A 12536-nucleotide genomic window follows, 5' to 3' on the forward strand; every position below is an offset into this window, starting at 1 on the left:
GGTTGTCATACTCTTCTTCGTCAAAGAGACCGAACTTCTCTTCCAAGTCTTTCTTCACTTGTAACGTGTAGCTGACCCTCCGGGCGAAGCCCGGACGGTGTCGGGCCGTTGGAAATTATTTCGGAGAGATCAGGCTGATTATGCTGCTTTCAATTCAATGCCATTTTTTCTGATCTCGTAAATGATTGGAATCCACGTATCGTTCTTAAAGGATATCAGCGAAATCGGGACAGGTTCAATTCGGGGATCAATGGTGCAGGCGATTTCAAAAAGTTTGGCTCCTTCTCGGTAGCGGTCTTTCCCAAAATCGGGTGATACCACCGCCACATCGATATCGCTGTATTCGTGAGCCCGGCCCGAGGCGTGAGAACCGAAGAGGATAACTTTGGCGACTTTTATTTTTTTCTTTTTCAATTCCTTGATATAAGAATTTATTATTTGCCGTATTGCTTTTTTAACCATAGAAACACCTCGTTCATTTTTTGCAAATTCCGGGTTGTGAAAGTCTTGGTGCATTTTCGATAGAACATTTTTTCATCATTCGGATACCGTGCCTCAAAATGGAACTCCATGAATCTTGCCAGTGCTCTCACGGTCTTTTGGGGTATTTTCAAGCCTGTTTTTTGGGCCAGCAACGGAAGAGAATGGGTATAGGGTGCATGATTTTCGGTTACTCTGACGACAAGGGCTTTGAGAAGTTTCTCCAGGGCCAAATGTCCCATGAAAAGGGCGTAAGGAAATTTCTCTTTTTCAAACATGGCTTCAGCCACTCCCAGATCATACACCGCGCCTTCTATCCAATAATGTACGGTCTTCTGTACGTCGAATTTCATTGCAGGCTTCATCGTGTTTTGATTATAATTTCCGGCAGGATGAGAGTCAAGGCAAAATAGCCTTCGAAATCTTTAAGGCCCCAACCTGTTCCATTTTTATTCAGCCCTGTGGGCCTGATACTAAAATATTATTGGCTGATTCGCCTGGCTTGACTTCACATCAGGTCAGCAGTTCAATCAGTTCCTCACGAGTGAAGGTCTTCAGCACATGGGGATCATCTTCCTTGACGACGGCTTCCATCAAATTTTTCTTCCGCTCGATAATCGCCGCGATTTTTTCCTCCAGAGTCCCGGTGGTAATCAATTTAAAGACCTGAACTCCCCGTCTCTGGCCGATGCGATGGACCCGATCGGTGGCCTGATCCTCACGGGCCGCATTCCACCAGCGGTCATAATGAATGACTATTGAAGCAGCCACCAGATCGATTCCCACTCCGCCGGCCTTGAGACTGCCTAAAAAGATACGGCATTCCGGATCTTGATTGAAACGATCGATCAGCTCTCCCCGTTTTCGGCTCGACCCGGTTAAGGTCACGAATCCCCATCCCGTCCGGGTAAGATAGCGCTCCATAATCTCGATCATGCCTAAGAACTGACTGTACACGACGATCTTTTGGCCGCTGCCCAATCCCTCTTCCAGCAGTTCCTGGAAAAGTTCCCATTTCCCGGAGGGATAGGTTTCAAATTGGTCGATCTTTTTCAAAGCCAGGGCCGGATGGTTACAGATCTGTTTCAGCAAGGTCAGGAGGGCAAAGATATGAATATAGGGCACGGAAGCGTTCTGGTCTTTCAGGGTCTTGAGTAAATCCTTTCCCCGGCCGGCCAGGGCCTCCCGGTAAAGGCTTATCTGATCTTCGCTTAACTGACAGAAGCGCAGGTCTTCAATCTTTTCCGGCAGCTCATGAAGGACGGTGGCCTTCATACGACGGAGCACGAAAGGAGAAATCAATCGGTTCAGCCGTTTTCTGGCCAGGCTGTGCAGATCCTGATCAATGGGTTTGATATAGTTTTCCTGAAAGGACTCGGCTGATCCTAAAAACCCTGGTACCGTCAGATCGAAGAGGGCCTTTAGTTCCATCAAATTGTTTTCAATGGGCGTGCCGGTCAGGCCCACTTTAATCCCGGCCTGAAGCGTTCGAGCGGCCTGGTGGGCCTGGGTCTCCGGATTTTTCAGGTTCTGAATCTCATCAAAAACGGCCAGGGAGAAGGAGATCTCTTTCAATCGGTCAATATCATTGCGCAGGATTCCATAGGTGGTCAGGAGAACCTGATTTCTCTCCAGCCCGTTATCCAGCTCCCGGTCCCCTCCGTGAAACACCCGGACGTGCAGTCCACGAGTATGCTCAGCGATCTTTTTGATCCAATGGCTCAGGACCGTTGTGGGACAGACCACTAAGAAAGGTCTTTGTTCTTTCTTCTCTTCCCGAAGCTTGACCATCAAACCCATCACCTGGTGGGTTTTACCCAGGCCCATATCATCACAGAGCAAACCGCCCAGTCTGTTTTCAAAAAGAAAGGATAACCAATCAACCCCGCGCATTTGATACGTTCTTAACGATGAGACCAATCCCTCAAGGCTGGTCAGCGGTTGTGCGGGCGTCAGGTCAAAGATGGCTTTTACCTGCCTGGTTTGGGATGGTTTCCCGACAACTTCAAGAGTTGAGGGACTCAAGGCCTGCAGGCGTAGGAGATCAAGCCGGGAGAATCTGAGATCCTCTTCACCCGGTTTTTCATCCCCTTCAGCCAGGTCTTTCTCCCAAAGGGCGAATCCCTCAAATTCGGCGGATCGGCAATCCACCCAGCCGTCTTTCAGAGAGATGAAACGCTGTCCCTCTTTTCTGGCCTGAAGGATCTCTTTTAAAGAAAGGGATGAATTCCCAAACCCATAGTGCACCGAGAGCCAACACCAGTCCCGGTCAATGGCCCTGGGTGACAGCTCCATTTTGGAAACCCGATCATAGATCTTCAGATTCTTCACGGAAGCGTCAACCAGATGGGCGCCATCCTGCAAGGCCTGACCGTATTCGTTTAAAAAGCTCGGGACCTGAGACTTCTTCAGAACCATCCTGACCGGAGACTGAAATTGCCGCTCCAAAGGGCCGGGGCGTTCCAACTCAGCCATAATCCCTAATTCCTGAACATAGAGCAGATCCCCATAACGGTACTTTTCCACTTCCTCCTTTTCCAGGTATTTCTTTTCTCCGTCGGCCTGGAGAAATTGGACCATCGGTCTGATCTCTAAATCCATCTCGGTGGTCGCCGAGATCTTGAAGATGGATCGCAGCGGCAAGGGATGAATGGTCAGGCCATGATGATTGGTCAAAAGATCTTTCGAATCTCGCAAAAAGGCCTTGACTCGATCTCTGGGAATGATCAGATGAAAGAGGGCCTGCTGATCATATTTTCCGATGACCATGAACTGTCCTGTTTCTTCATCGATGGCCGGTGAAAAGGCTATATCTTTTCCATAGAATTCCTGAAAACAATGGTAGGCAAACCGATACCAGATGTGTTCCTCAAAAATCTGGCCGTTGGTTTTATACCCCGCTTTATTAAAAAAGCGTTCGTTATCCGTTACGGTCAGTTCGGCCAGTTTTTCAATGAGGGTCGCCCGGTTTGGGACAGCATCGGTCGGGACCTGACCTAAGCGCTCGATGAGGCGATCGGCATCAGGACCGGGGGAAAGATAATAGGCCATTTCCTGGTCTTTAGATCCAAGAATCCGAATGATCCTGGATGGACTTTGTTCGATGAATTGCAGTTTTAACGATTTAACGCTCTCCCTTGATCCTCTGGCCAGCAGAGTGGCCCATTGATACCAGGGGCTTAACCGGAAGACCTCATCCGGGGTTTTTCCACCCAAAGAGGAGACAAGGGCCTTGTATTCTTCGGCCAGTCTCAAGAGGTGGTCACAGGTCTTCCTGGCCGATAGAGAACAAGAGCAAAGGCGTTTGGATAGTTCCCGTTTATTGGCTTTAATGAGGTAGGCCGCACCCGGTCGCCGTTCTCTTTCATCCGGGACCAGGGCTAATCCTTGACGATGAAATTCAATTCGACTATGTCGGAAGGGATTGGGGGGTTCCATTTTTTGGGTTTGTTATTCAAGGATTGTTTGTTTCGGCACGCAAAGGCTGGCATTAAGCAAAACATTGACCTTGGCCCTTTTCCCTTTCAGGGATAAGGCCTGATCCAGGGCCTCTTGCAGCGATAGCATGGGGCGGATGAAGGTGCGGGATAAGAAATTGGGGTCCAGGTTGGTAACCCCCCAGATCTGTCCGCCTTGTTCCAGGAATTTCAAGTTGCGGGCCACCCGGTGAAGGCCCAGAAGGTAAGGCTGATAGATGAAAAGCCTCGCTTTTTCCGGATCGCCGGTCTGGACCATCAATTTTTGAAATTCGAGCGGACCCGGCCCCAGTGGACAGGGCATGACCAGAATAAGGATACCGTCTTCCTTCAGGGCCATCTTGCCGTGTTCAATAGGCTTCTGGGACTGGTAGAGGTCGATATCCATGGGGGGAAAAGCGACACTGATCACAATATCGGCTTTTTCCTGAAAAGGAATGGTAAAAACCTCATCGGCCTTTTGAGCGGCCATTCTTAAAGTCTCCTGAATGGATCCGCAATGGGCGGCGTAAAAATGGTGGTCCGGGGTCAGGACCAGCATCAGGGAAAAAATGGGCGGGATGGTCAGCAGACGGACAGCTTCTTCCAGATCTTCATGGACCGGGTTGCCGGACAATTGAAGGGGTTGGGCCTTCGAATCCATGGCCAGGGAGTGATTGGTTACAATCGAAGAATAAGCCGCCACTCCTGGGACAATGGCCTTTCGGCCCCCGGTATAGCCTGCAAAATAATGGGGTTCCACCGAGCCGATGACCAGGAGACGGTCGGCCATCATAACCGCCGGATTGACCAGGACCCGGGTCCCCCGCGAAGTTTCCCCGAGGAAAATCATCCCCCCCTCCTGGCGGCAGTCATGAAACCGGACCCGATCCTTTAGTTCCGGCCAAAGGGACCCGAAGATAAACCGGCAGCCTTCCTCCGTGCTTTTCAGGTGGGTGGCGGTGGCCACCAGGATGTTGAAGGGATAAGCGGAAATTTCCGGCCAGAGGTGTTCCAATATCCGGCCGCTCGGGGTAGGCCGGGTTTCATCATTGACCAGGATCAATAAAGACTTGCAGCCCCTTAAGAATTCGGATAATGAAGGGGCATCTACCGGATTTTCAAGGGCCTGCGCAAGTCCTGTTTCAAACGAAACCGGGCGGACCTCCCGGGGAGAGAGGAGTTCACCCCAGTTCTCTTCCGGGATTTTCAAGGGAACGGTTTCTTTTCCGTAAGGGATGGATAGGGTTTTCATAATAAAAACGTTATACGGTTTACGGCCAAAGGTGCATGGTTTAGGTTTAGGGTCTTTCTTTGAACCTTGAACCTTACACCTTTTACCTTAAACCTTTTTATTTATCAGGCCGCCTTTCTTGTCTTCTTTTTCAGGCGGCTGATCCGCAGTCGTAACCGATCTATCGATTTCTTGTCGTTTTTTTCTCGGACCTCAACCTTTTTGCCCCGCAGTTCCTTAATCTTTTCTTTCAACTGGCGCATGGACCGGTCCCCTTTTTTACCCGTTTCCTCCTTAATCCCCCGGGCTTTTTTAATGGCGGAGAGGACTTCCTCTTTATTCATCCCGTGAACACCGACAATATCGGGAATGGTCATAGCCAGAGCCCGCAATTCCTTGGCCGTCATTTTTTCAATAGGTTTTTCTTTTTTTTCGGCCTTTTCTTTTTTACCCATAATACTTATTCTCCTTTCAGGACAAGTGTTAAATTAGGACGCTGATTTTCGCCGATACCCGCAGATAACTACTCTATCTATTCAAAATCTTGGCAATCTGCGTCGATCTGCGTCCAAAAAGGAAATTCCTATACCCTTAAATTAAAGTTTCAAGATGCAAGATAAAATCTTGGGCCTCGCGCCTTGAACCCGCAACACGCAACTCGGAACCCGAAACTCGAAACTTGTTCTTTCTTCCCCTACCCTTTATTACCTTCCGCGATCTGCGCCAATTTCATAAAAGGCTTAAACAGATCGATGGGGATCGGGAAAAGGGTGGTTGAATTATTCTCCGAAGCCACTTCCCGGAGCGTCTGGAGATAGCGGAGCTGAAGGGCCACAGGATGTTCTTCAATGATGGCTGCGGCATCGGCCATGCGGGCGGCGGCCTGGAATTCCCCTTCGGCGTTGATGACCTTGGCCCTACGTTCCCGTTCGGCCTCAGCCTGTTTGGCCATGGCCCGTTGCATCTCCTGGGGTAAATCAATCTGTTTAACTTCTACTACAGACACTTTAATCCCCCAGGGATCGGTATGCAAATCCAGGATCTCCTGTATTTCCGTATTGACTTTTTCCCGTTCCGAGAGGATCTTGTCCAACTCGGCCTGGCCGCAGACACTGCGCAACGTAGTCTGGGCTAACTGGGAGGTGGCATACAGATATTGCTGAACCTCGACCGTGGCCTTAACGGCATCCATGACCCGAAAGTATACCACGGCATTGACCTTGACCGAGACATTGTCCCGGGTAATGACATCCTGGGCCGGTACATCCATGGTGACCGTCCGGAGATCCACTTTGATCATCTTATCAATGATGGGTATCAAAATGATCAACCCCGGGCCTTTGGCCCCGATTACCCGACCCAGACGGAAGACAACCCCCCTTTCGTATTCGTTCAGGATACGAATAGCACTGCTCAAAAAAAAGATCCCCAATACAACAATGACAGCCAGTGTGTACATAATGAACTCCTTTCTTTTAATTGCGGATTTCGGATTTCGGATTGCGGATTGCGGAGTTTGAAATACTTTTGTTTCTCCTAACTCCGAACTCCGAGCTCCGAACTATCCTTTTCGTTTCACTTTTAAAAGCAAATGTTCCAACCCGACTACCTCTATCACCTCACCGGCTTCGATGATTTCATCGGATTGGGCGTTCCAGATTTCTCCATGGACAAAAACCTTGCCCGGATGATCCGGGGTAATCCTTTGTTGCACCCGCCCAGGTTCTCCCAAGATCCCCTGATTTCCGGTCTGAGGTTTCCGGCGATAGGCTTTTACCGCCAGGGAGATGACCAAAATAAAAAACCCGGAAATAACCAAAACAGAAGTAATCAGAACCTGAAGAGAAATTCCCACTTGCCCCTCCCCTGTTTTAAACAACATGAGAGAACCGAGGGTCAAAGAAATAATCCCGGCCACGGTTAACAGTCCGTGGCTGATCACCTTGGCCTCGGCAATAAAAAAAATAATGGACAAAACAATTAAAAGCACCCCGGCGTAGTTGACCGGCAGGGTTTGCATGGCAAAAAAGGCCAGGATCAGGCAGATCCCACCGACCACTCCGGGGAAAATTCCTCCGGGGTGGATCAATTCAAAAAAGATCCCCATCATGCCCAGCATCATCAAAACATAAGCCAGGTTAGGATCACTGATGGTTCGAAGGATACGATCTCGAAAATTTTCTTTAAGATGGACCACGGTCAGGTCCTTGGTCCGGATCAGTTTGGGTTGTTTGGAAGTGGTCACCTTCCAACCATCAATTTTTTGCAAAAGGTCCGCCAGGTCGCCGGCGATTAAATCGATGACTTTGAGTTCCAGGGCCTTTTCGGCGGTAATGGATTCGCTTTTTAAAACCGCCGATTCAACCCAGTCGGCATTTCTCTTCCGTTGATCGGCAATGCTGCGGACATAGGCCACCATGTCCTTTTCCACTTTTTGAGACATGGTTTTATCGATGTCTTTGCCGCCGATATTGACCGGATGGGCGGCCCCGATATTGGTACCCGGGGCCATGGCCGCCAGATCGGCTGCCAGGACGATCATGACCCCGGCCGAAGCCGCCCGGGCTCCGCTGGGAGAGACAAAAACGATGACCGGAATCTGGGCGTTCAGGATGCCCTGGACAATGGTCCTCATAGAAGAATCCAGCCCCCCCGGAGTATCTAATTGGATCACCAGAGCAGCGGCCTTGTCCTTTTCGGCCTTTCTGATAGATCTGGTGACAAACTCCGCCACCGGAGGGTTGATGGAGCTGGCGACTGTTATGACGTAGACGGGTTGTTTTTCAGCGGCCAGGACAGGGAATGGCACAACCAATAAAGCACCTAAGAAAATCAAAATAATTGGGAGAAACAGGGCGCGCTGTCGGATAATGGTTCGGAGTTCGGAGTTCGGGGTTCGGGGTAAAAAGGAAAAGAAAGTTCGGAGTTCGGAGCAAAGAGTTCGGAAAAAAGAAGACGAAAGACTGAAAAAAGAATAGGGCGAAGCGCTCGTCCATTGTCTCCTGATTCTGCTCCCAACTCCCAACTCCGAACTCCGAACTCTTTTATTCCAACCCATCATACCCCCGTCGGACCTTTTTCAGGTCTTCCCAAGCCTCCCGCTTCGCATCGGGATTTCTCAAGAGAAAGGCCGGGTGAAAAGTGGCGATAAGGCGCCTGCCATGGAAATCCAGCCAACGGCCCCGTAATGCAGAAATCTTTTCCTTCGATCCGGTTAAGGTCTGGGCCGCACAACTTCCCAGGGCCACCAGGATCTCGGGCTCCACCAAACGGATCTCCTCTTCCATGAAATTCCGGCAGGCATTGATCTCATCCTCAAAAGGCTGCCGATTTTCCGGTGGCCGGCATTTGACCACATTGGTGATATAGACCACCTCTCGCTGCAAATTGATGGCCTGAATCATTTTGGTCAAGAGTTGTCCCGCCGGGCCGACAAAAGGTTGTCCTTGTAGATCTTCTTCGACCCCCGGTGCTTCTCCGACAAACATCAGACGGGCCTTGAAAGCCCCCTGGCCCGGTACCGCCTGATGGCGCTCCCGGACTAAAGGGCAATTCCGGCACTGGATAATGGCTTTTGACAAGGCCTTTAAAGAGTCATGGATAACCACGGGAACTGTTTCCCGGTTTTCAGGATTTTTGGGCGACCACGGCAAATAAGACCAACCCAAATTTTTTTGGAATTCAAGAAATTCTTTGAGTTGTCCGACCAATCCACCGAGGTCGAATGGATCAGGACTGTGAGATATCATCAATTCGTGGGCCTCTTCTTTTCACAATGGTATCAAAAATGAGGCCGGCCACTTCTTCTTTGAGCATCACCGGCAAAGACATGGTTTTCCCATCGGGAAAAAGGAAAAGGACCTGATTGGTATCGCCCCCAAAACCGGCTTCCGGCTTTCCAATGGGATTGGCCACAATCAGATCCAGGTTTTTTTCTTTTAACTTTTTAAGGGCATTATTTAAGAGGTCTTCGGTTTCAGCGGCAAAACCCACCAGAAATTGTTTTTTCTTCTTTTGACCCAAAAGGCGGAGGATATCCGGGTTTTGGATCAATTTTAAATGGAGAACGGATTCTTTCTTCTTTATTTTCTGGGAAAAGACCTCATCAGGGCGGTAGTCGGATACGGCCGCGGCCTTAATGACGATGGAGGCTTTCGGGAAAACACTCAAGACCGCTTCCTGCATTTCCAGGGCCGAGGTAACCCGAACGGTTGAGATGTCGGGAATATCCTCCAGATGGGTAGGACCGGTGACCAAAACAACCTGGGCACCTCTTCGCTTGGCTACCCGGGCTAAGGAAAAACCCATCTTGCCGGTTGAAGGATTGGAAATAAACCGGACCGGATCGATGGCTTCCCAGGTACAGCCGGCCGTTATGAGAACCTGTTCCCCTTTTAAATCCTGAGGGGAAAGGATGTCCAGGATTTTTTCGATAATAATTCCGGCATCAGGCAACCGCCCCGGTCCTGTTTGTCCGCAGGCCAGGAACCCGGCAGAGGGTTCCAGGACATACTGCCCGAATCCCTTCAACAGGTTCAGGTTGGCCTGGACCACCGGGTTTTCAAACATCCGGACATTCATGGCCGGACAAAAAAGCTTGGGGGCCGGGCAGGCCAGGAGAAAGGTTGAAAGCAGGTCATCGGCCAGACCATGAGCCGCCTTGGCAATCAAATTGGCTGTGGCCGGGGCCAGAACGACCAGTTCTCCCCATTCACTCAATTGGATATGGTCCATGGCTCCAGGGCGATAGGAATCGAAAAGGTCGGTATAGACCCCGTGGGGGGTCAGGGCCTGAAAGGTCAACGGCGTGATGAAGCGCTGCCCATTCCGGGTCATGACAACCGCTACCCGGGCTTCCGCTTCGGACAAACGCCTCAAGAGCTCAACGGTTTTATAAGCCGCTATACCGCCGCTGACCCCCAGGATGATATGCCGATCTTTCAACAAAGAAGTCATTTTTATTGTCCTTCGTAACTCGTATCTCGCACTTTGTACTTTGTTTTATCTCTTACGAGATACGAGATGCGAGATACGTTTCTATTGAACATCCTGGGTGGGAATCAACCAGACCTCAACATGCGTATTGAACATGTTTTCTTCAATAAAAAAAAGACTGCGTTTGTTCTTCTTTTCAAACAATAAAATCGTCTTTGGGGGGAGCTTAAAATTTCCTTTCGCCTGCCAGTTATCCCGGGCCATAACATCTTTAAAAAAATTTACCAGCGATTTTACATCAACATAGCCGTCAAATACCAGGAGCCCTGCCGAGACGGTAGGGGATTGAAAGGTCTTTGAATTTTTACTATCTATCTTCAATTCATTGGGGATCTGTATATCTTCGAAATCGTAATATCGGCCGTCCGGTCGGTCCATTTTTTTGGCGATGGTCGGGGCAGTCATTTGGGTAGGGGAAGATTCCTTCTTTTGTTCCTGCAGGACACTACCGCAGCCTAATAGGAAACCCATCACACCTATGCCAAAAACTACCAATCCGAAGATCCTGAAACCCTTTTTGAAAATCATTGCCCTGCTCCTTTCTAATGCTTTTGATAAGTTAATTTAATAAATTATCACCCTCCTCCGGTTAAGTCAAGAGAAACCAGGATACCGGCCCGATTCATTAATCTGATGGTATGGAATTTCCTTTTTGAACGCAGATCGACTCGGATCGGCAGATTTTCGCCGATCGTGCAGATTGCCAAGATTTGGAATAAAAAAAATAGTTATCGGCGGGTATCGGCGACTGAATTCCGGATGAAGCATCACTCGATGGATTCAAAGCGTTTTATCCAGCATCCCGTATCAACTATCCGGCATCCCGTATCCTGCTCCTTCTACCAGGTCAAACCGTGCATTACCCCATGACATCGGCAGGCCGTAGCCACAAAAAAGGGGGGACGGCTCATTTGAGCACGGATTTGGAGTTTCCTTAATTCTCCGAAAGGAAATCCTCCGACCCCCGGAGCCAATTGCCGGCTTTCAATAACTTCCAGGGCAATTTTCGGGCCTCTTTGATCGGCGATGAACTTCCAAAGAGGAATCGTTCTCTTTTTTTTGGTTTTGAAACAATGGGTCACAGGGGCCGGACAATTTTCAGGGCAGATAAAATCGGCATAGCTTAAAAAAAGGCCGTCTCCGAACTGTTGGCAGTAAGGCAGTTTCAGGCCAAAGCTTCCAGGGGGAACAACGGTTTTATAACCCGGCCGTTTTCTTAAGTTCAAGGTCAGCCATTCCCAGGCCAGATGAATGGGCAGGGCGGGAATGATCCAATCGTTGTCCTTTATCGATTCCTGATATCTGGTCAGGAATTGCGGGCCGTCGGCTAAGACCCGGATTCCAGGAAGGTTCTCCTTCCCCGACAGGGCTTCCGGCCGATGATCGATGATCCAGATCCGGGCCTTCTCCCCACGTCGCCTCCATTGAGCCAAGGCCCGGTTTCCGAATTTACCAAAACCGACGATAAATACTTGAGTCAATGACGGCCTCTCGGGAAAATCCCAATCACCGAGGGAAGTCTGATCTGTTCCCCGAAAAAAAACCGCGTTGGATCGCTCCCCTCCCCCTGGCCGGTGAAAAGATATTTAAAGGCCTTGATCTGAACGAGTAACTGGGTACGATTTCCCCCGTCCAGATTCAAAATAAATTGAAATCCAAAAGGCAGGGCTTTCAAATAATGTCCCAGATTATAGAGGGTAAAAAGGGGCTTTTCCGTGATAATAATATAGAGGTGCCTGGTCCCGTCCTGGGCCAGGACGGTTCGGTTGGCCTGGAAATTGCTCTGATTGACCCGAACCTGCCCTTTGGGGTCCAACAGGATGGGGAAAGATTGGACCCCTTGGCTGTAAGAGGCGATTATTTCTTCACTCTTGTCATCCTTTAAATCGATCAAAGCCGCTTTGGGAAGGTGCTCAAAGCCTTTTTGAGGTTCAGCCAGAAACATCCCCTTCATATGGCGGTTTTTAAATGGACCCAAGGAGGTCCCATTAACCAGAATCCTCCCGGCCGGATTAAAATTTTCCTGATAAAATCCCCCATTACACAATATTGTCGCCCCCGTGCTCTGATGCCACTCCTTAATGGTTTTGGGCTCCCGGTTAAAAAACACCCGAAAAGACCAAAGTTCAGGATCAATTCGAAGGATCGCCAGGGTATTCACCGTTACATTTTGAGAATGGACTTCCCATCGATAAAAAGAAAGGCCCGGAGACAATATCTGCCAGGGTATCGGGACCGGACGGGGTTTTTCTTCCCCTTCCAGGGGTAAGGGGGTAAAAAAAAAGAAAAAAATAAGTATGGGGCCGTAAATACGTTTCATGCTGAAAAGGGAGGTTAATAATGAATCAAAAAAAATGGAGGCGGCAACCGGA

Annotated in this window: 12 protein-coding genes; all 12 read right to left on the reverse strand. The window is 49.6% G+C overall.

The window, feature by feature from the left end:
* Positions 1-138 precede the first annotated feature (138 nt).
* On the reverse strand, positions 139-462 hold the full coding sequence (locus HY879_10550) for a nucleotidyltransferase domain-containing protein (GenBank protein ID MBI5603785.1): 324 nt from the start codon (positions 460-462) through the stop codon (positions 139-141).
* Positions 435-833: a HEPN domain-containing protein gene (locus tag HY879_10555; GenBank protein MBI5603786.1), complete on the reverse strand. Its 399-nt coding sequence runs from the start codon at positions 831-833 to the stop codon at positions 435-437. The genes HY879_10550 and HY879_10555 overlap by 28 nt, the downstream gene beginning before the upstream one ends.
* A gap of 160 nt (positions 834-993) precedes the next feature.
* A complete protein-coding gene (locus HY879_10560; protein MBI5603787.1) occupies positions 994-3918 on the reverse strand; it encodes a DEAD/DEAH box helicase in 2925 nt (974 codons plus the stop codon).
* 12 nt (positions 3919-3930) lie between these two features.
* Entirely contained in the window at positions 3931-5190 is a 1260-nt protein-coding gene (larA, locus tag HY879_10565) for a nickel-dependent lactate racemase (protein ID MBI5603788.1), read from the reverse strand.
* A gap of 104 nt (positions 5191-5294) precedes the next feature.
* On the reverse strand, positions 5295-5624 hold the full coding sequence (locus HY879_10570) for a transcription termination factor Rho (GenBank protein MBI5603789.1): 330 nt from the start codon (positions 5622-5624) through the stop codon (positions 5295-5297).
* Between the two features lie 239 nt (positions 5625-5863).
* Positions 5864-6628, reverse strand: coding sequence for a slipin family protein (locus HY879_10575; protein ID MBI5603790.1), 765 nt, complete (start codon positions 6626-6628; stop codon positions 5864-5866).
* 102 nt (positions 6629-6730) lie between these two features.
* The gene (locus HY879_10580) at positions 6731-8227 is read right to left on the reverse strand and encodes a nodulation protein NfeD (protein ID MBI5603791.1); all 1497 of its coding nucleotides are present in this window, start codon (positions 8225-8227) and stop codon (positions 6731-6733) included.
* Complete coding sequence (locus HY879_10585; protein ID MBI5603792.1) at positions 8214-8918, reverse strand: uracil-DNA glycosylase; 705 nt, start codon at positions 8916-8918, stop codon at positions 8214-8216. The genes HY879_10580 and HY879_10585 overlap by 14 nt, the downstream gene beginning before the upstream one ends.
* Positions 8899-10116 (reverse strand): bifunctional phosphopantothenoylcysteine decarboxylase/phosphopantothenate--cysteine ligase CoaBC, encoded by a 1218-nt coding sequence (gene coaBC / locus HY879_10590; protein MBI5603793.1) that lies wholly within the window; start codon positions 10114-10116, stop codon positions 8899-8901. The genes HY879_10585 and coaBC overlap by 20 nt, the downstream gene beginning before the upstream one ends.
* Before the next feature lie 90 nt (positions 10117-10206).
* The gene (locus tag HY879_10595; protein ID MBI5603794.1) at positions 10207-10692 is read right to left on the reverse strand and encodes a hypothetical protein; all 486 of its coding nucleotides are present in this window, start codon (positions 10690-10692) and stop codon (positions 10207-10209) included.
* Positions 10693-11003: 311 nt separating this feature from the next.
* Entirely contained in the window at positions 11004-11645 is a 642-nt protein-coding gene (locus HY879_10600) for a hypothetical protein (protein MBI5603795.1), read from the reverse strand.
* Positions 11642-12536: phosphodiester glycosidase family protein (locus HY879_10605; GenBank protein MBI5603796.1), on the reverse strand; the 895-nt coding region annotated here is incomplete at its 5' end. The genes HY879_10605 and HY879_10600, both read right to left, overlap by 4 nt.

The organism is Deltaproteobacteria bacterium (assembly GCA_016219225.1).
Classification (GTDB): Bacteria; Desulfobacterota; RBG-13-43-22; order RBG-13-43-22; family RBG-13-43-22; genus RBG-13-43-22.